At 60.2% G+C, this 19,345-nt stretch carries 19 protein-coding genes and 1 pseudogene; 3 read left to right on the top strand and 17 right to left on the bottom strand.

What is annotated here, in order from left to right; translation table 11 throughout:
* Nucleotides 1-173: 173 nt before the first annotated feature.
* From BUB29_RS00155 to BUB29_RS00090, 14 genes and pseudogenes are all read right to left on the bottom strand, one after another.
* Nucleotides 174-467: a GNAT family N-acetyltransferase gene (locus BUB29_RS00155; RefSeq protein ID WP_073117532.1), complete on the bottom strand. Its 294-nt coding sequence runs from the start codon at nucleotides 465-467 to the stop codon at nucleotides 174-176.
* On the bottom strand, nucleotides 464-694 hold the full coding sequence (locus tag BUB29_RS00150; RefSeq protein ID WP_033523119.1) for a hypothetical protein: 231 nt from the start codon (nucleotides 692-694) through the stop codon (nucleotides 464-466). Before BUB29_RS00150 ends, BUB29_RS00155 begins: the two co-directional genes overlap by 4 nt.
* Nucleotides 695-752: 58 nt before the next feature.
* Nucleotides 753-1,862 (bottom strand): glutathione S-transferase family protein, encoded by a 1,110-nt coding sequence (locus tag BUB29_RS00145; RefSeq protein ID WP_200784140.1) that lies wholly within the window; start codon nucleotides 1,860-1,862, stop codon nucleotides 753-755.
* Between the two features lie 71 nt (nucleotides 1,863-1,933).
* Nucleotides 1,934-2,704, bottom strand: coding sequence for an amino acid ABC transporter ATP-binding protein (locus tag BUB29_RS00140; RefSeq protein WP_033523120.1), 771 nt, complete (start codon nucleotides 2,702-2,704; stop codon nucleotides 1,934-1,936).
* Nucleotides 2,697-3,050, bottom strand: a pseudogene (locus tag BUB29_RS00135) (ABC transporter permease subunit); the annotation flags it as partial. The gene BUB29_RS00140 and the pseudogene BUB29_RS00135, both read right to left, overlap by 8 nt.
* Nucleotides 3,051-3,483: 433 nt before the next feature.
* Nucleotides 3,484-4,662, bottom strand: a complete 1,179-nt coding sequence (locus tag BUB29_RS00130; protein ID WP_033523121.1) for a pyridoxal phosphate-dependent aminotransferase — start codon at nucleotides 4,660-4,662, stop codon at nucleotides 3,484-3,486.
* 66 nt (nucleotides 4,663-4,728) lie between these two features.
* Nucleotides 4,729-5,388: a methionine ABC transporter permease gene (locus BUB29_RS00125; RefSeq protein WP_033523166.1), complete on the bottom strand. Its 660-nt coding sequence runs from the start codon at nucleotides 5,386-5,388 to the stop codon at nucleotides 4,729-4,731.
* 2 nt (nucleotides 5,389-5,390) lie between these two features.
* Nucleotides 5,391-6,470, bottom strand: a complete 1,080-nt coding sequence (locus BUB29_RS00120) for a methionine ABC transporter ATP-binding protein (RefSeq protein ID WP_033523122.1) — start codon at nucleotides 6,468-6,470, stop codon at nucleotides 5,391-5,393.
* A 101-nt stretch (nucleotides 6,471-6,571) separates the two neighbouring features.
* Nucleotides 6,572-7,441 (bottom strand): MetQ/NlpA family ABC transporter substrate-binding protein, encoded by an 870-nt coding sequence (locus tag BUB29_RS00115; protein WP_033523123.1) that lies wholly within the window; start codon nucleotides 7,439-7,441, stop codon nucleotides 6,572-6,574.
* Nucleotides 7,442-7,551: 110 nt separating this feature from the next.
* The gene (locus tag BUB29_RS00110) at nucleotides 7,552-8,550 is read right to left on the bottom strand and encodes a ketopantoate reductase family protein (protein WP_033523124.1); all 999 of its coding nucleotides are present in this window, start codon (nucleotides 8,548-8,550) and stop codon (nucleotides 7,552-7,554) included.
* Nucleotides 8,551-8,927: 377 nt separating this feature from the next.
* Nucleotides 8,928-9,824 carry a cysteine ABC transporter substrate-binding protein gene (locus BUB29_RS00105; RefSeq protein ID WP_033523125.1) on the bottom strand — a complete coding sequence of 299 codons (897 nt, stop codon included), beginning with the start codon at nucleotides 9,822-9,824 and terminating at the stop codon, nucleotides 8,928-8,930.
* A gap of 15 nt (nucleotides 9,825-9,839) precedes the next feature.
* Complete coding sequence (locus tag BUB29_RS00100; protein ID WP_033523126.1) at nucleotides 9,840-10,691, bottom strand: amino acid ABC transporter ATP-binding protein; 852 nt, start codon at nucleotides 10,689-10,691, stop codon at nucleotides 9,840-9,842.
* Nucleotides 10,684-11,358: an amino acid ABC transporter permease gene (locus BUB29_RS00095; RefSeq protein ID WP_033523127.1), complete on the bottom strand. Its 675-nt coding sequence runs from the start codon at nucleotides 11,356-11,358 to the stop codon at nucleotides 10,684-10,686. The genes BUB29_RS00100 and BUB29_RS00095 overlap by 8 nt, the downstream gene beginning before the upstream one ends.
* The gene (locus BUB29_RS00090; RefSeq protein ID WP_033523128.1) at nucleotides 11,345-12,001 is read right to left on the bottom strand and encodes an amino acid ABC transporter permease; all 657 of its coding nucleotides are present in this window, start codon (nucleotides 11,999-12,001) and stop codon (nucleotides 11,345-11,347) included. Before BUB29_RS00090 ends, BUB29_RS00095 begins: the two co-directional genes overlap by 14 nt.
* A 306-nt stretch (nucleotides 12,002-12,307) precedes the next feature.
* Here BUB29_RS00090 and BUB29_RS00085 point away from each other — a divergent pair, with 306 nt between their 5' ends.
* Both BUB29_RS00085 and dapD read left to right on the top strand, forming a co-directional pair.
* A complete protein-coding gene (locus tag BUB29_RS00085; protein ID WP_033523129.1) occupies nucleotides 12,308-12,955 on the top strand; it encodes an alpha/beta hydrolase in 648 nt (215 codons plus the stop codon).
* Between the two features lie 157 nt (nucleotides 12,956-13,112).
* A complete protein-coding gene (dapD, locus tag BUB29_RS00080; RefSeq protein WP_033523130.1) occupies nucleotides 13,113-14,102 on the top strand; it encodes a 2,3,4,5-tetrahydropyridine-2,6-dicarboxylate N-succinyltransferase in 990 nt (329 codons plus the stop codon).
* Between the two features lie 144 nt (nucleotides 14,103-14,246).
* Here the strand turns inward: dapD and BUB29_RS00075 are convergent, their stop codons facing one another.
* The 3 genes from BUB29_RS00075 to BUB29_RS00065 form a co-directional block, all read right to left on the bottom strand.
* Nucleotides 14,247-15,539 (bottom strand): citrate synthase, encoded by a 1,293-nt coding sequence (locus BUB29_RS00075; protein WP_051914917.1) that lies wholly within the window; start codon nucleotides 15,537-15,539, stop codon nucleotides 14,247-14,249.
* A gap of 152 nt (nucleotides 15,540-15,691) precedes the next feature.
* A complete protein-coding gene (gene map / locus BUB29_RS00070; protein ID WP_033523131.1) occupies nucleotides 15,692-16,468 on the bottom strand; it encodes a type I methionyl aminopeptidase in 777 nt (258 codons plus the stop codon).
* Between the two features lie 24 nt (nucleotides 16,469-16,492).
* Nucleotides 16,493-17,098 (bottom strand): HdeD family acid-resistance protein, encoded by a 606-nt coding sequence (locus tag BUB29_RS00065; protein WP_051914916.1) that lies wholly within the window; start codon nucleotides 17,096-17,098, stop codon nucleotides 16,493-16,495.
* 162 nt (nucleotides 17,099-17,260) lie between these two features.
* On the opposite strand from BUB29_RS00065, the gene BUB29_RS00060 reads away from it, so the two are divergent.
* Entirely contained in the window at nucleotides 17,261-19,342 is a 2,082-nt protein-coding gene (locus BUB29_RS00060) for a M13 family metallopeptidase (RefSeq protein ID WP_033523132.1), read from the top strand.
* Nucleotides 19,343-19,345: the final 3 nt, after the last annotated feature.

The following is a 19,345-nucleotide window of genomic DNA, read 5'->3' as shown; positions in this document are numbered from 1 at the left end:
TCCCTACTTAACTCGATTTCAAATTCCACCACGCGATGCCCCTATCGATGTTGGTTATAAGCCGCGTCATTCTCCTATAGATTCTTGTTATCACGCGCTCAGATGCCATCATTCATAAGATTCATAAAAGCCGGCCTTCCATGGATTCTCTCCGCAGAAGGCCGGCTTCCCGATCATTCATCATCGAAATCGTAGATGAAGAACAGCAATCGTTGTCCGCCGTCGACGACCAGCGTCTCCAGCTCGCGATGCCTGACGAAACCGCAATGCTGGTACAGACGATGGGCATCCAACATGCCTGGGCCGGAATGGATCAGCACCCTACACAATCCATGGGAACGGGCTAGGTCCAACGCATGATGGACGAATGCCCCGCCTACACCTTTGCCCCGCGCGGAGGGCAATACGCCAAGCGTATTGAATCCGAACGTGTCGGGCTCTTCAAGATGATCGAGCTTCGGTGTCAATAGGCTCCGATAATCTGACCATCCACATCCTCCGCGACCCAGACATCCTCGGTCTTGCTGCGCGGCGTGATACCCAGCAACCGCTGCCGGTAATGTTCGGTAATCTTGCCGCTGGCGGTGAAGGCTTCGAGCAGGGCCTGCCCGACCTGATCATATTCACGCTCCTCGGCCCTTCGAATCGTTACGCCATGTCCAATATCGCGATGTTCCAGTTCCAGATCAGTCATCGTTCTTTTACCGTCCAATCATCATGCACATTCAGCTGCTGTTCCGAACTGTACCGTCTCAGCCGCGGAAAGGCTGGGATGCGGATTCGGGCCCGAACTGCCACAGTTCGAACGAACCGCCGACACCCGGACCGGAATAGTAGGGCGAACCGGACAGCACCTCGCAACCTGCGGGTTCGAGCCAGCGCTCGTACAGCGCCTTGCGCTCATCCTTGACGGACTGCAGGGTATGGTCGGCCGGGGAGAACGGGTCGCGTGCATAGGCGAACAGGTTCGGGTAATCCCACACATGCACCACTTCGTCATCCGAAAGACCGAGGCTTTCCAGGAATTCCGGCCTGTAACCGATTTCGTACGATTCTAGGGTCTGGAACAAGCGAACGTCGGAATCCGTCAGGTTCGGACCGAACAGGTAACGCCTCGATGCCAGACGGAAGTCATAATCGGCCAGACGCGCCTTGAAGACCTCGTAAGCGGCCTTCGCCGCGCCCTTGGACGTGGCGAAGTTGACCTTGTAGGTGCCGTTGTGGACATCATCGAAGATCTGCTGGTTGAGCAGATCGATCTTCTGTCGCAAATCCTCCGGATACAAATCAGGGGCGCCGGGCTTGCGGAACGGCTTGAAGGCCGTCTCAAGATCGATGCTCAGAATGTGATAGTTGTTGGTGACCACCTTGCCGTTGGTCATGTCGATGACGGTGGGGGAAGTCGCTCTTCCCCGATAGTTCGGTTCCGTGGCCTTGTACGCATCATTAAGACGTTCATAGCCGAACTTCTCAGCCACACCGCCTTCGGGCTGGGTGAGCTTCCAACCATGCTCATCACGACCGTAGATAATCTCCGGAGTGAACACATCCCACAGTCCCAGCAAACGAATCACGATGCGCTGGCGACGGTTCCAACCGCAGCCGGTGGCTCCCAGTACATGGTAACGCCCGGGTTCCGCAGGAGCCTGGCCCGGCTGGGATCCGAAACGAACCGTGAACTCGTTACGCTGGCGACGGAACGCGCCGTCCGGCGTCTGCTCGACGGTCGTCTCCTCCACCGGACGGTTACGCCCCTGCGGATCCTCCGTCTGCTTGCGGTGGGCGCGCACGCCACAGGCGTTTGCCGTCCTGTCAAGATGCAGTGTCGTGGATGCGCTGCCGTTGTTCAATCCGAATGCCATTGTTGTTCCTCTTTCAAAATTCGATATATTGCGGTCATGCGACCGTCGGTTAGATTCAGGTACGGCTCGTATCAGGCAAGCGGGCTAAGCACCACGGGCTTGGAGTCGTAGGATTCGAAGTCGGACAGGAAGGAACGGAGACGAGGCGTCTTCGGATGGGAGAAAATCTCCTCCGGGTTGCCTTGTTCCACAATCTTGCCGTTTTCGATGAACAGCACACGCGAGGCAATCTTGCGTACAAATCCCATCTCATGGGACACCAGAAGCATGGTGTTTCCTCCCTGCGCGGCCAGAGTGATGGTGTCCTGCACTTCCTTGACTCGTTCGGGGTCGAGGGCCGATGTCGGCTCATCGAGCAGAAGCAACTCGGGCTTCATGGACAGCGCCCTTGCGATGGCAACGCGCTGCTGCTGGCCACCCGACAGGTGCTGCGGATAATGATCCTGGTAGGCTTCGAGTCCGACATTGCGAAGCTCGGCCAGAGCATGTTCCTTCACTTCAGCCTTCGGCAGCTTCTTGACTACTCTGAGCCCCTCCTCCACGTTCTCCAGAACGGTGCGGTTCTTGAATAGGTTGAAGCTCTGGAACACCATGGACGTGTTGCGACGCAGACGAAGCGTCTCCTTCTTGGAGATGTGCGCGAGATCGTACGTGGTGTCATCGAACTGAATCGTTCCGCTGTCTGGCTTCTCCAGAAGGTTGAGGGAACACAGGAACGTCGACTTACCGGTTCCGGACGGACCGATGAAGGCCACCACCTCTCCCGGTTCGATGTCCAGATCGATTCCGTCGAGCACCGTATGCTTGTTGAATCGCTTGACGAGGTTGCGGATCTTAATCATTGGTCAATGCCCCTTCCTGAATGACTTGCTTGAGTTCCGGAGCCTGCTCGGGAACCGAAAGTTTCTTTTCCAGCAGTCGCGCCAGCCATTCCAGGATCATGGTGATGACCCAATAGATGATGGCGGGAGAGCAATACATTTCGAAGTAGCGGTACGTGGCGCCAGCCAGGATCTGGCCTTCGGCGGTCATTTCGACGACAGCGCACACGAACGCCAACGACGTGCCTTTGATGAGTCCGATGAGGGAATTCATCAGGCCAGGCAGAGCCACGATTCCGGCCTGCGGCAGCAGGACGCGCATACGTACTTGGTTCGCCGTCATACCCAACGATTCGGCGGCCTCAACCTGCCCATCGTGTGAATTTCTTCACGATACGAGACATATGACGTTACTCCAAACTCAAATGAAAACTTGATGTGATGATTCACAAGATAATCACCGCATTAAGCCGACACAGCATGTGAATAATCGCCTTAATCTATAGGCTGCTACCCCCCCCCAACGATTACGGAATTGATAACGCGTCATTATTTCAACTTCTATATGTTCTATTTCAAACTTTTCAACACTTACGGAATAGCAAAATCCTTTGTGGCCGTATTCGTAAATGATTATGAGGCGACATCATTAGGGAAACAGGCAACGGAACACCTTTCCGTCTCCTGTAACACACGAAACCCGTCCGGCCAGCATGGCATTCGTAATACGCCACCACCGACCAGACGGGTTTTTCAGCATCCTTCCGCATATTCACGGTACTGTTTACGGAAACGAGGCGTTACCCTAGTATCGCCACAACGCGCTCCACCGCCTCACGCAGCAGATCCTCCGACTTCAGTAGACTGAACCGCACGTAGTCCTTGCCGACATGCCCGAAGCAGGTGCCCGGCAGCGCGGCCACGGCGGCGCGTTCCAGCAGCAGGTCGGCGAACCGTTCGCCGGTCAACCCCTCGGGCGCATGCACCCAGGCATAAATGCCGCCGTCCGAATCGAACACGTCAAGTCCGGCTTCACGCAAACCACCCGCCACGATCTCGCGACGCCTCGCATACCGCTCGGCGAGTTCACGCACGCAACTCTGGTCGGATTCCAGCGCCGCGGTGCCGGCATCCTGAATACTGGACGTGATCATGGAACCCATTTGATAGTGGTACTGCTTCACATGACTCACGATGTCGTCGTTGCCTGCGATGAACCCGGCACGCCAGCCCGCCATCGCATACATCTTCGAAAGCGAACACACTTCCACCGCCACGTCGAACGCGCCCGGCAACGACAGAATGCTGATCTGCTGGTCCTTCACGCCGAGCCCCGCATACGCGAAATCCTGGATGATCGCGAAACGATGCTCATGCGCCAGTTCAATCGCCCGCTCAAGGAATTCACGCGGCGCCTGCGCACCGGTCGGATTGTTCGGATAGTTGAGAATCAGCACCTTGACACGTTCCCAGGTCTCGCCCGGCACCGCGTCGAGATCGGGCAGGAAGCCGCGTTCGGGCAGCGACGGCAGCAGAATCTCCTCCCCCTGCGCCATCACCGTCATGCAATGGTACGAAGGATAATACGGGTCGGCGTAGGCGACCGCGTCCCCCGGCGACACCAGCACCGCGGTCAGCGCGGCCAAACCGTCGACGGCGCCTTCCACCGCGAACAGCTGCGTATGCCAATCCAATTCCACGCTGTACGTGCCGCGATACCAATTCGCCGCCGCCTGCAGGAAACTCGGCTTGCCGTCGAACGGCGAATATCTGGCGTTGGCGGGATCATCCACGGCCGTTTTGGCAACATCGCGGATGAATTCGGCGGGAAACGAGTCAGGATTGCCTTTCGCCAGATCGATCACGTCCGCTCCGCCCGCCACCGCGGCGGCGACCTTACGGTCCATATCCGCGAACACGTTCGGCGGAATCGACTGGGCGGCCGTGGTGAACGCCACCGGAGAACTATGGGAAGTCATATCGGAAACCTACCTATCCATATCATGCGGGCCGGTTCGCGCCGGCCACGCGTCGCGTCGCATCGGTCAGTGCGTGACCTTGCGCGCCGCCCAATCGCCGATCCACTGGATGATCTGCACCAGCACGATCAGGATGACCACAATCGCCACCAGCACGCCGGTATCGTACCGGTTGTAGCCGTACTGGATGGCCATATCGCCGATCCCGCCCGCGCCGATGGTACCGACCATCGCCGAATAGCCGATCAGCGAGATGATGGTGAGCACCACACCGCGAATGAACGAGGGCAGCGCCTGTGGGAAGATCGCGTCCACGATGATCTGCCGCGTGGTGGCACCCGTGGAAATGGCCGCTTCCAGCAGACCGGGGTCGACTTCGGAGAATGCGCTTTCCGCGATGCGGGCGAAGAACGGCACGGCCGCGATCGACAGTGAGATCGCGCCACCGGTGGGCGTGTAGGGGTCGCCGATCAGCAACTGCACGACCGGGATCAGCACGACCATCAGAATCAGGAACGGCAGGGATCGGATCGCATTCACGATGAATCCGACGACGACGTTCACCGCATGGTTCGGCTTGAACAGACGGTTCTCGGTCAAGTACAGCAGCAATGCGATAAGCGTTCCCAGAACGATGCCGATGATCGCCGACACCACGACCATGTACGCGGTGTCGAGCAGGGCCTGGCCGAGATTCTCCTGCAGGATTTCCAGTGTTTCACTCATGATCATGCCTCCTTATCCGCAGATTCGCCCGCAACGCCGGCGTTCTCACGCGCCGCCGCCAATGCCGCCCTGTCGAGTTCGCGGTACCCGAACACGTTCGCCTTCAATTCCTCCAAGGCGCGTCCGAGCGTGCCGTCACCGCCCGACACCAGCACGATGAGGATGCCGATGGCCTGCGCTCCGAAGTATTCGACGTTCGCATGCAGAACGTCGATGCTCACGCCGTAGCGTTGCGCGACGGCGCTGATCAGCGGTTCAAGCGCCGACTCGCCCTTGTACCGGAGTTCCACGATGGTCCCCTCCGGCAGCGACGGTACGAGTTGCGGCGGCACCGCAATGCCGAGATAACGTTCCACGAGCGCCTTGGTGGTGGGGTGCTTCGGCGCGCTGAACACGTCGAAGGTGTCGCCCTGTTCGACGACGATGCCGTTCTCCATCACCGCCACGCGGTCGAAGATCTGCTTGGCCACGTCCAACTGGTGGGTGATGAACACGATGGTGATGCCGAGTTCCTTGTTGATATGGCGCAGCAATTCCAGGATTCCCTCGGTGGTTTCAAGGTCCAGCGCACTGGTCGCCTCGTCGCACAACAGGATCTCCGGCTTGTTGGCGAGCGCACGCGCGATGGAGACGCGCTGCTTCTGCCCGCCGGACAGGCTGGATGGATAGCTGTCGATCTTGTTTTCCAGGCCGACGAGCGCGAGCAGTTCGCGCACGCGCTCCGCCCACTGCTCCTTCGGGTATCCTCCGGCTTTGAGCGCGAACTCGATGTTCTTGCCGACGGTGACGTTGGTGATGAGGTTGAACCCTTGGAAAATGAATCCGATGCGCTTGCGCAGGTCACGCAGTTCGGCGCCGCTTACGTTCGTGACGTCCTTGCCATCGATGAGCACGGTTCCGCCGGTGGGGCGTTCCAGCAGGTTGATGGTGCGCACCAGTGTGCTTTTGCCCGCACCGGAGAATCCCACGATGCCGAAGATCTCGCCTTTGTCGACGGTCAGGCTCACATGTTTGACCGCTTCGACGGTCCGCTTCCGCTCATGGAAGGTGACGGACACGTCGCGCAATTCGATGACGCTCATTGCTTCTCGTTTCCTCGTTGTTGTTCGGGCTGCGAAAGCCCGCATGGGCGCGGCTGCGACGCATGCGAGCCGGTTGGGTGTATGGTCCTCGCCGTACGCGATCACCAGGTGGTCGGCTTGCCGAAGTCCTTGAACTCGCTCTTGGCGATGGCGTCCTTGAACTCCTGGCTGGCGAGCAGCTTCTTGACGGTCTTGCCGAAGTCGGAGTCGGCGTCCTTGGTGTTGACGACGAACACGTTGATCACGCCTTCATCCTGCTTTTCGGTGGCGAGCGCCTCGGACGGTTTGAGTCCGGCGGCCCAGGCGAAGTTGCCGGGCACGAGCGCCACGTCGACGGTGCTGACGGAACGTGCGAGCTGCGCGGCGTCGAGGGTCTTGATCTTGAGGTTCTTCGGGTTGGAGGCGATGGCGTTGACGGAGGCCTTGGTCGCGTCGATGCCGTCCTTGAGGGTTACGAGACCCTGCTGTTCGAGCACGCCGAGCGAACGGGCGAGGTTGGAGCCGTCCGCCGCGATGGACACGGTGGAGCCGTCCTTGATGTCCTTGATGGACTTGTACTTGTTGGAGTAGATGCCCAAGCCCAGCGTCGGCACCTGGCCGAGCGAGGTGAGGTCGAGGTTGTTGTCCTTCGTGAACTTCTTCAGGTAGTTGATGTGCTGCATCAGGTTGGCCTGGATGGAGCCGGAGGCGAGCGCCTTGTCGGGCTGCACGTAGTCGTTGAACAGCTTGGTCTTGAGTTCGTAGCCGTCGTCCTTGAGCAGCGGGGCGATGACCTTGTCGACCATGTCGCCGTACGGTCCGGGGCACACGCCCACGGTGATCTTCGTGACCTTGCCGGAGGCGGATCCGCTGGTGGCGCCGGATGCGGAGGACGAGTTGCCGCATGCCGCCATGGAGACGAGCGCCGCTACGGCGGCAACGGTTGCGATGGCACGTTTGATGCCGTTTGCCTTAAGGATGTTGATGGTCATGGTTTCCCTCTCTTATTGGTGTGCGACTTATTGGTATGGGTTGAACGTTTCGATGCCGATGGTGTTAACCGATGGCGTTAACCGTCGGTGTTAACCGTCGGCGTTATCGGTCACTTGCTTGCTTCGGCGTCGGCCTGGGCCTGCGCCACGATTTCCGGGTTGTGGATGGCGAAGGCGCGTTCCGCGAGGTGCACTTCCCTGGTGAGGAATTCGTGCAGCTTGCACACGTAGCCGTGTTCGCGGCCGACCTTGGCGATGTAACCGTTGATGTAATCGACTTCGGTCGGGCGCCCTTTGGTGAGGTCCTGATACATGGACGGATAGTGCAGCGGATGTGCCACGCCGGCGGTGTGCAGGATGGTTTCGACTTCGCTTTCGCGGGTGCCGAGCAGTCGGTATCCTGCGGCTTCGGCGGCAGAGTAGGCTTCGTCCACGAGCTGTTCGGTGAGCCAGCGTGCGTCGGGATGCGCGTGGAATTCGCCGAATCGGATCTGATACATCGTGCACAGGGTGTTGAGTACCGAATTGAACACGATCTTCGCCATACACATGCCGATGAAGTTGTCCACGATGGTCGGGTTGAGCGTCGCGGCCTTGAAGTCCTCGTACAGTTCCTGTTCGACCGGCCTGGTCTGCTCGTCGTAGGCGCACATGTTCATGGCCTTGGCGTGGGCGCCACCGGTGAAGTTGAAATCACCCGGCCCGTACACGTATGCGCCGATCAGTGCCGTGCCACCGTAGATGCGGTCCTTGGGGAAGTATTCGTTGAGCTTCTCGAAATGCCCGTAGCCGTTCATCGCGGAGAACACGATCTGATGATCCTTGAACAGGTGGGCGCAACGCTTGAGCACGCCGTCGAGCTGCATCTGCTTGAGGAACACGATCCACACGTCCGGTTCGCCGTGGTATTCCTCCGGGTAGTACACGTCGATCGGCACCAGATGGCGGTCCTGACCGTCCTGGGAGACGTAGGCGCCGCCCTGTTCGCGGATCTTCTCGACGTTCGGCTTCCAAGTGTCGATGAAGTCGACGTCCTTGTGCGCGAACTCCTGCAGCAGAACACCATACTGGATACCCATTCCGCCTGCGCCGATCACCGCGTATTTCATGGTTGCTTGCTCCCTCCGTTCGTCTTGCGGCTGGTCTTGCGACCGCCGATAGTCATAACCTATCCGCGGTTCGACGTTGATGGGACGGCGTGGCTATACGCTCTTGTTATGGAGGGTTTGAGCACCTATAAGGCCTGTTTATGAAGCATTATCGGATATACGTCATCACCCCTGTTTTCCAATCCTTTCGCTTCCCGCTTGACCATCTTCGCCGTGTCTTCCCGTTTCCAGACCGGGGCTCCCCTGCTGCGCCCCATCTCTGCGGCTTCCTTAATCCCCGCCCACTTGACTTCCCCACAAGGCATGACAAAGGCCCGTCCACATTGGACGGGCCTGTATGCCGTATGCCGTTACGGCGTTGCGATCAACCTATCGGATCAGTCGACCTTGCCGCCTTCGACCACGATGTCATCCGGATTGACCTCGTCGCCGTACACCGGCTTCAGGGTCTGCTCGTAATCCTTGTGGAAGAAGTTCTCCTTGCCGAGCTTGTCGATCTCGTCGTTGATCCAGTTGAGCAGTTCCGTGTTGCCCTTCTGGACGGCGGGGGCGATGGTGTCCTCATCGCCGAGCTTGGTGACGCCGACCTTGAAGCCCTTGTTGGACTTGGCCCAGGCGAGCACCTCGGTGTTGTCGGTGGAGAACGCGTCGCCACGGCCGTCGAGCAGCGCGTTGTAGGCGTCGGCGTACTGGTCGTACTTCTGCAGCTTCACTTCGGGGTGGTTCTTCTCGAAGTAGGTTTCCGCGGTGGTGCCCTTGGCGATGATGAGGGTCTTGCCCTTGAGCTGGCTCACGTCCGTGATCTCGGCGTTCTCCGGGGAGACGACGCCCAGCGCGACCTTCATATACGGCTTGGCGAAGTCGACCTTCTCCTTGCGCTCGTCGGTGACGGTGAAGTTGGCCAAGGTGATGTCGACCTTGTTGGAGGTGAGCACGTCGACGCGGGCGGCTGGGTCGACGGAGGTGTACTTGACCTTCACGCCCAGATCCTTGGCGAGACGCTCGGCGAAGACCACATCGTAGCCGGCGTTCTTGCCGTCCTTGTCGACGTAGCCGAACGGCGCCTTATCGGAGAACACGGCGATCTTGATCTCGCCGGACTTCTTGATCTCGTCGAGGCTGCGGGCCTTGGCGGTGGACGTCGTGGCGGAATCGGACGACGAGGCGTCGCTCGGCGACGCGGCGCTCGGACCGCACGCGGCGAGGGAAGCGCCCATGATCAGCGCCGCGGATGCTGCGATGACTGCCTTCAACGGTTTGATGTTGAACTTCATGTTGTACCTTCTTCTCTATTGCTGATCGTGCGGTGCACGTTCAAATTCAAAGGTGCGCAGGAACCTGCGCGCACGATCCGTCTCGGGTTCGGTGAAAAACCGTTCCGGATCGTTGGAATGCTCGACGATATGCCCATCCTCCAGCAGGATGATCTCGTCGGCGACGGCCCGTGCGAAACGCATCTCATGCGTGACGATGATCATCGTCTGCCCCGCGCGGGCGAGCCCGATCACCACGTCAAGCACTTCGCGCACCATTTCGGGGTCGAGGGCCGCGGTGATCTCGTCAAGCAGCAGCACTTCCGGGTGCAGGATGAGCGCACGGCAGATGGCGATGCGCTGACGCTGACCGCCCGACAGCTCGTGCGGCCAGGAGTCCTTGCGATCGGCAAGACCGACCTTGCCGAGCAGTTCCAGCGCTTCGCGTTCGACTTCGGCCTTGTCGCGCTTCTGCACCAGCAGGGGTGCCATCATGATGTTGCCGAGCACGGTTTTGTTCGGGAACAGCTCATAGCTTTGGAACACCATGCCGATGTGGGTGCGCAGCTCGCTGGAACGCGCCGAACGCCCGGCCTTCTCGGTGCCCGGTTTGCCGGTTTCGATGACCTTGCCTTCCAACGCGATCTCACCGCCCTGGATCGGTTCGAGTCCGGCGATGGTGCGCAGCAGCGTGGATTTGCCGGAACCGGAAGGACCGACCACCACCAGCACACGGCCCTTGGGCACGTCGAAGCTCACATCATCGAGCACGCGCCGGCCCGCATTGGCGTACTGCTTGGTGAGATTCCTGACGGACAGTGCGGCGGAGTTCGCGCTCGCTGCGCCGTTTGCGGCGGTCGCGACAGCGATATCAGTGGTTTCAGTCATTTGCCCACCTTTTCTCAAGTCGACGGGCCACGATGGAAAGCGGCCAGCACACGATGAAGTACATGAAGAAAATCACCCCGTAGACCCACAGGGTGCCATCCGGGTATTGGAATCGGTTCGCGTCGATGATCTGCTGACCCACCTTGATCACTTCGACCACGCCGAGCAGCACGGCCAGCGATGTGGTTTTCACGATACGCGTCGCCAGGTTCACCGAAGCGGGCAGCAGTCTGCGCAACGCCTGCGGCAGGATCACATGCACGAAGCTCTGCCAATTGCTCAAGCCCAGCACGTACGCCGATTCGGACTGGATTTCGGGAATCGACTGCAATGCGCCGCGCACCAGATCACCCAGTTCGGCGCCACCCCACAGGATGAACACCAGCACGCAGGCGCCGGTCGCGTCGAGATTCCAGTCGAACCACCGTGCGAAACCGTAGTAGGCGAGGAACAGCAGGGCGAGCTGCGGCATGATGCGGATGAAGTCAAGGTAGATGCGCATGAGCACGCGGACCACCGGATTCTTCAACGTCATCAGCCAGCCGACGAGCAGTCCCACCGGAACGGATACGATCACGGACGTCGCGGCGATCCACACCGTGACCCACAGGCCCTGCAGCAGTCGCGGCAGTACACCCGGTTGAAGGAGGATCTCAGCGCCTTGCATAGTCGAACCTCCTCTCCAGCCACGTACCGAACAGCGAGATCGGCAGCAGCACGACCAGATAACTCACGATGAGCATGGCCAACGATTCATAAGTGTTGTAGTACATGCCAATCAGATCCTTGGCCATGTACATCACGTCGGCGAGCGCGATGGCGGACACCACGGAGGATTCCTTGAACAGGAAGATCACGTTGGCCACGATGCCTGGAATCGCGCCGGAAACGGCTTGCGGCAGCACGACGTGCGTGATGGATTGCAATGGTGTGAATCCGAGCACGTAGGCGGTTCCGCGCTGCACTTCGGGCACGGCCTGCAATCCGGCGCGCATGGCTTCCGCCATGTAGGAGCCGCCGAGGAATCCGAGCCCCACGATCGCGCAGGTTTCCGCGGACCAGACGATGCCGATCTTCGGCAATCCGAAGAACAGGAAGTACAACTGCACCAGCAGCGGCGTATTACGACTGATCTCGATGTACACGCGTACGATCTGCCGGGCGACGGGTACACGGGCGAGTTCGATGCCCGCACACACCAGTCCGACGACCAGCGCCAGGACGATGCCTATCACGGAGATGAACAGCGTCATCTCCATGCCTTTCACGAAAAAAGGCGCATAACGCTGGACGAACGACCAGTCGAACATAACACCCCTTTCTTCCTCCGTTTTGCCATCGATATTCCATATTCCAATGCCCGGCGAACGGCGGGCGGGCGTGGAACCGTTGTTCCAGAATATCGGACCCGCATGCGTTCCCGCGAGGTTCGTTACGGGCATAACCGCGCAACATTGTATTGCCTACACCATGTTCAGGTTACGGCGTTGTTATAGAGGCTTGTTATGGAACGCTACCTATTCGGCTTGTGGCAGGCTTGCGGCATGTTTTGCGAGCGGTTTTGCGAGCGGTTTTGCGGACGCCCGCGCGGTGCGGCGCGGTTATACACTGGGGGCATGGATATCACCAAGGCTTTGACCCGATTGAATGGTTCGGGTAACGATCCGGTTTTCGTTCTGTTGCACGGCTGGGGTTCGAACGAGCTCGATCTGCCCGACCTGCTGCAATATTGCGGCGCTTCCTCCGCCGATTTCGCTTCGCTTCGCGCGCCCATCGCCTACGGCATGGGGTACACGTGGTTCGGCGAGTGGGCGCATGAGGGCGTTCCGGAAGGGCGGTCGCTCGACAAGCAAGCGTATGAGGCCGCCGAGGCAATCGACCGTTGGGTCGCCGCCAATATCAACGGGGCGCGCCCGATCATCACCATGGGCTTCTCCCAAGGCGGTCTGCTCGCCACACACATGCTGCGTTTCAATCCGAGCCGGTATTCCGCCGCCATCAGCCTGTCCGGCTGGCTTGCGCCCGGCCCGCTTCCGGGCGATAAACTGCTTGTCCCCTCCCAGCCGCCGGTGTTCTACGGGCACGGTTCGGCTGATGACATCTTCCCCACGCGCGACGTGCTCGCCATGAGCTCGTTCTGGCGCGCGCACGGCACGCTGAGCGAACATATCTACAACGGTATGGGGCATTCGATCAATCTGGACGAAATGCGCGACGTGCAGCGCTTCCTCGAATCGAACGAGCTGATCCGACCGCAGATATGACGCGGGGTCGCACCCGCCGCACGCTCCCGCATGCCGTATACCGCATACCGTTCTGCGAGAGCGTGCGCAAGCGCATCCCCAAGGCACGGTACAGTTGCCAATGACTGTTCGGGTATGGCCGATTCAGGCGCATGCCCGCGTTGATAAGGAGCAAAGAATGACTGACGAAAGAACCGCATACGGTTGGGGTCTGGCGAGCATCGACGCCGCCGGCAACACCCTGGACGTCTGGTACCCGCAGCTCGCGCTCGGCGCGGCACCGGCCGAAGCCGACCGTGGCAATCATAATTTCGGTGCGCTGGCACACACCGAGGCGGATGCCCGTGGCGTGCGCCGCGTGCCCGTGTTCACCGTGTCCAAGCTGGATGAGCCGATCGAAAGCGCCGAGGACGCCTATCTGCGCCTGCACCTGCTGAGCATGCGTCTGGCCAAGCCGAACACGCTGAATCTTGATGGCATCTTCGCCAAGTTGAACAATGTGGTATGGACCAATTACGGGCCGTTCGCGGTCGATGATTTCGCGCTGCGCAAGCTTGATGTGATGTCCGCAGCGGCACAGGCTTCCCCGCTCGCCCCGCGTGCGGATGTGAACGTGCTGTCCATCGACAAGTTCCCGCGTATGGTCGATTACGTCGTGCCGACCGGCGTGCGCATCGGCGACGCCGACCGCGTGCGTCTGGGTGCGCACCTGTCCGAAGGCACCACCGTCATGCACGCCGGCTTCGTGAACTTCAACGCCGGCACCCTCGGCGTCTCCATGGTCGAAGGCCGTGTCTCCCAGGGCGTCGTGGTCGGCAACGGTTCCGATATCGGCGGCGGCGCGTCCATCATGGGCACCCTGTCCGGCGGCGGCAAGCTGAAGAACTCCATCGGCGAGCATTCCCTGCTCGGCGCGAACGCCGGCATCGGCATTTCGCTGGGCGACAACTGCGTGGTCGAGGCGGGTCTGTACGTGACCGCCGGCACCAAGGTCACCATCTACGACAAGGCCAAGGTCGCCGCGGGAGAGCCGCTCGAAACCGTCAAGGGTGCGGAACTGTCCGGCAAGGACAACATCCTGTTCATCCGCAACTCCGTGTCCGGCCGTATCGAGGCCCGTTACCGCAAGACCGGCATCGAGCTCAACGAGAAGCTCCACAAGAACTGAGCCTTCACCGGCTGTTCCCGGCGCCCGCACATTCCGTGCACATACCATTGGGCGGTTCATTTGGACGAAATCAGCCCCGATTTCGTCCAAATGAACCGCCCAATGCGTAGAATCGTCCGAATGAACCGCCCGGTGCGGCGGGAATCAGCGTTCTTCCATGGGAATGTAGTCGCGCTTCGTATAGCCGGTGTACACCTGACGCGGACGGCCGATCTTCGTGTTCGGATCGGCGAGCATCTCGCGGTACTGCGCGATCCAGCCCGGAATACGACCAAGCGCGAACAGCGTGGTGAACATGGCCGGGTCGAAGCCGATGGCACGGTAGATCAGACCCGTGTAGAAGTCGACGTTCGGGTACAGATGGCGGGAGACGAAGTAGTCGTCGTTCAACGCGATCTCCTCCAATTCGGTGGCGACCTCGAACAGCGCGCGTTCGTCCGCAGGCAGTTTGAGCGTATCGGCACGCCCCATGATCTTCTCCAAGTAGCCCTTGGCGATCGCCGCACGCGGATCGTACGACTTGTATACGCGGTGGCCGAGTCCGGAGATACGCTGGCCGTTGGCCTTGGCGTCCTCCACGAACTCCTTCACGGTCTTGTCCGAGTCGCGAATTGCCTTAAGCTGGCGGAGCACGGCCTCGTTCGCACCGCCATGCAGCGGTCCGGACAGCGCGTTGATGCCGGCGGCGACGGCGGAGTACAGGTTGGCGTGCGCGGATCCGGCGATGCGCACCACGGAGGTGGAGCAGTTCTGCTCATGATCGGCGTGGATGATGAGCAGTCTGCCGAGCGCGTGCACGTACAGCGGGTCGGATTCGAACGGCTCGTACGGCACGGCGAAGCACATGCGCAGGAAATCGTCGACGTAGCCACGCGAGTAATCGGGGTACAGCATCGGCTCATCGCGGCGACGGCGGAAGATGTAGCTCACGATGGTACGGGCCTTCGCCATGATGATGGTGGCCGCTTCATCGAGCTGGTCGGAATCGTTGATGTCGGTGGTGTCCGGGTAGAAGGTGGCGAGCGCGTTCACCGCGGAGGCCATGACGCTCATCGGGTGCGCGGTGCGCGGGAAGGATCCCATGAAGGTGCGGAAGTCCTCCCCCACCATCGTGCGGTGGTTGATGTCGGAGATGAATCGGTCGTACTGTTCCTTGCTGGGCAGTTCGCCGTGGCGTAGCAGCCAGGCCACTTCAAGGAAGTCGGACCGTTCGCACAGCTGCTCGATCGAGTAGCCGCGGTAGCGCAGGATGGAGTTCTTGCCGTCGATGTATGTGATCTTCGATTCGCACTGCGCTGTGGTCAGGAAGCCCGGGTCGAGCGTCACCCAGCCGTCGTTTCTCAGATCGGACACGACGATGCCGTTGGCACCGGCGGTGGCTTCCACCAACGGAAGGGTGAAGTTGTTCGAGTCGATGCGCAGCTGGGCTGTGGCCATATCGCGTGCTCCTTACACCGTTGATTCGTGAATATCGCTCAACTATAGGGCACCGGTGTTGCGCCGACGCTTGTTATCTCAAAAAGCAAAAGGCCTCCCTTCCCGGAGGAAGGGAGGCTTTATCCCGGCCCCATTGTCGGGTCCGATCAGGTTCAGTCGCGCTTCGTGAGGATCAGCGGACCGTTGTCGGTGATGGCGATGGTGTGTTCGCTGTGCGCGCCGCGGGATCCGTCCTCGGAACGCAGGGTCCAGCCGTCCTTCGGATCCTGGTAGATCTCGTCGGTGGTCTTGAGGAACCACGGTTCGATGGCGATGACCAGGCCCGGGCGCAGCTTGTAACCATGGTGTGCCTTGCCGTCGTTCGGCACGTGCGGGTCGCCGTGCATGACGTGGCCCACGCCGTGGCCGCCGAATTCGAGGTTGATCGGATAGCCGTAGGTGCGTGCCACATCGCCGATGACGTTGCAGACGTCACCCAGACGGTTGCCGGCTTGGGCCGCGTCGATGGCAGCGGCGAGTGCTTCCTCGGTACACTTGATGATCCTCAGGTCTTCCGGGTCGGGGTCGTTGCCGACCACGAAGCTGATCGCGGAGTCGGCGACCCAGCCGTTCACGCTGATGGCGAGGTCGAGGCTGACCAGATCGCCGTCTTTCAGGCTGTAGTCGTACGGTACGCCGTGCAGCACGGCGTCGTTGACGGACGTGCAGATGTAGTGGGCGAACGGACCGGTTCCGAAATCCGGGGCGTAATCCACGTAGCAGGATTCGGCGCCTTTGCAGTCGACGATCTTCTTGTGCACGAATTCGTCGATTTCCAGCAGGTTGGTGCCGACCTTGGTGGTTTCCTTGAGTTCCTTGAGGATGCCCGCGACGAAACGTCCTGCGGGCTTCATCGCCTCGATTTCGGAGGCTGTCTTGATTTCGATCATGGTTCCTAGACTAGGACACCCTTCTTACTTTCCGAAACGAATCGCACGGATGATGGCCATGATGCCGATCACGACGAGGGCGATGGCGACGAACATCAGCAGCCATACGGTTGAGGTGAACGGGTTGAACAGGGCCACGAAACCGGCGACGATGGAAAGCAGTGCGTAGATCACCGACCAGGCCGAACTCGGCAGGTTCCAGCATTCGAATAGGGTCATGATGCCTTCGAGCAGCCAGCCGATGCCGATGGTCATGGTGAACAGCATGGTGATCATGGTCGCGGACAGCGAGGTGTTTCTGACGATGATGACGCCGCCGACCACCATCAATGCGCCGAACAGCACGCCGAGCACGCGCCAGCCGCCCGGCAGTCCGAGTTCGACGATGGCGGTGACGATGCGGACCATGCCGGAGATGAGCAGGTATATGCCCAGCATGACCGCCGCGACGACGAGGGTGCGCCCGGGCCAGAACAGCAGTGCCACACCGAGCAGGACGGATGCGATGCCGATCACCCCGTACATGCCGCGGATGCGGTTCTTGGCGTGCTGTGGCAGCGCCTGTTCGATGAGACGGAACGGGTCCATGCCTCCGTTGGGCATGTTGTTCATCGAGTTGAAGTCAGTCATGGTTCCTCCTTTCCGGTCGCGTATGGAGACCGCGGCCGGTTCGTTCCCCTTCCGGGGAGAGTGCCTTCCATGGTACGAGCCGTTCGCGGTTTGCGGTACGTACAGAATCCGCGATTTGTAAGATTTTGGGCCACGGGTGTGGCTGCGGCTAGGCTTGGCGTTATGATTGAAGCATTGAAGTCCGGCATCGATCCGGCATCGTTCTCATCCGTCATCAAGCCTTCCGCCGACCTGTTCCGTTACGTCAACGGCCCGTGGATCGACACGTATCGTCTGCCAGACGACCGTTCCCGTTATGGTTCCTTCGACAAGCTCGCCGAGGATGCGCAGAATCAGATTAGGAATATTCTCGAGGAGGAGGATTGCCCGGCGACGCTGTCCCGCACGATATACCGCTCCTTCCTTGACACCGATGCCATCAAGAAGGCTGGCATCGAGCCGATCCGCGAAGCGCTGAATCTCATCGACGAGTCGGAAACCAAGGCCGATCTGACCCGTGCGCTTGGCTTCGTCAATCCCACCGGCGGCCCCGACCTGTTCAGCATGGCCATTTACGGTGACCCCGGCGATCCGGATGTCAACATCGCGCATATCGAGCAGGATGGCCTCGGCCTTCCCGATGAGGCGTACTACCGCGAGGATCATTATGAGCCGATCCGCCGTGCCTATGTCGAGATGGTCGCCGCCCAGCTGTCGAACGCAGGCTATGCCGCCGACGAGGTGGCAGCCAATGAGATGGCCGAGCGTTTCCTCACGGTCGAGACGAAGCTCGCCAAGCATCATTGGGATAATGTCGCCACCCGTGATTCGGTGAAGACCTACAATCCGACCCATTACGACGAATTGTCCGCCGTGTTGTCGCATTTCGACCTGAATTCGTGGGTCGAATCCTGGCAGGAGGCGTATGATGCGTCCGAAGCGTCCGCCGATCAGCCGATCGACTTCCATACCATCCTGAACCGTACGATCGTGCATGAGCCGAGCTTCCTGGAAGGCCTTGATTCCTTCTGGCAGGCCAGTGATTTGGAGGATCTGAAGCTGTGGGCCCGCGTGCATATGATCATCGGGTCGGCTTCCATGCTGAGCGCACGATTCGATGAGACGAACTTCGATTTCTACGGCAAGGTGCTGTCCGGCCAGAAGGTGCAGCGTGAACGTTGGAAGCGTGCGGTCAGCCTGGTCAACGGCGTATGTGGCGAGGATGTCGGCGTCGAATATGTGCGCCGTCATTTCCCCGAAAGCTCCAAGAAGCGCATGGAACAGCTGGTGTCGAACCTCATCGACGCCTACCGCGCTTCCATCACGAATTCCGATTGGCTGGGCGAGGATACCAAGGCCAAGGCGTTGGAGAAGCTCGGCAAGTTCACCGCGAAGATCGGCTACACGAACCATTGGCGTGACTATTCGGCGCTGCATCTGAGCGAGGACGCGCCGCTGGCCAGGAACATGCAGGCCGCGTCCCTGTACGAGACCGGCTATCAGCTTTCCAAGGCCGGTAAGCCCGTCGATAAGGACGAATGGCTGATGAACCCGCAGACGGTGAACGCCTATTACGAGCCGTCCATGAATGTCATCGTGTTCCCCGCGGCGATCCTGCAACCGCCGTTCTTCGACCCGGATGCCGAGGATGCGGCGAACTATGGCGGCATCGGCGCGGTGATCGGCCATGAGATCGGTCACGGCTTCGACGATCAGGGCTCGCAGTATGACGGCGACGGCAAGCTTCACGACTGGTGGACCCCGGAGGATAAGGCGAACTTCGAAGCCCGCACGAAGGCTCTGATCGAGCAGTACAACGCTTTCGTGCCCGCGCAGCTCGCCGAAAAGTACGCCGACGAACCGGATAAGGCGCCTCATGTCAACGGAGCGCTCACCATTGGCGAGAACATCGGCGATCTCGGCGGCGTCAACATCGCGTTGAAGGCCTATGCCTTCGCGCTCGACGAGGTGGCGGGGCGTGAGAAGGACGCTTCCGCACAGGCCATCGAGGCGTCTCTTGACGATGCTCCGGTCATCGACGGATTCACCGGCCTGCAGCGTTTCTTCCTGAGCTACGCTTCCATCTGGCGTACGAAGAACCGTGACGAGCTGGCCGAACAGTATCTGCAGATCGACCCGCATTCTCCCGCGGAGTGCCGTACCAACGGCATCGTGCGCAATGTGGATCTGTTCGCCAAGGCATTCGATGTGCATGAGGGTGATGCCATGTGGCTCGATCCGGCCGACCGTGTGCGCATCTGGTGATGT

Source organism: Bifidobacterium merycicum DSM 6492, assembly GCF_900129045.1.
Classification (GTDB): Bacteria; Actinomycetota; Actinomycetes; order Actinomycetales; family Bifidobacteriaceae; genus Bifidobacterium; species Bifidobacterium merycicum.
Note: the sequence above shows the minus strand (reverse complement) of the source record. Positions and strands in the feature narration are given on the sequence as shown.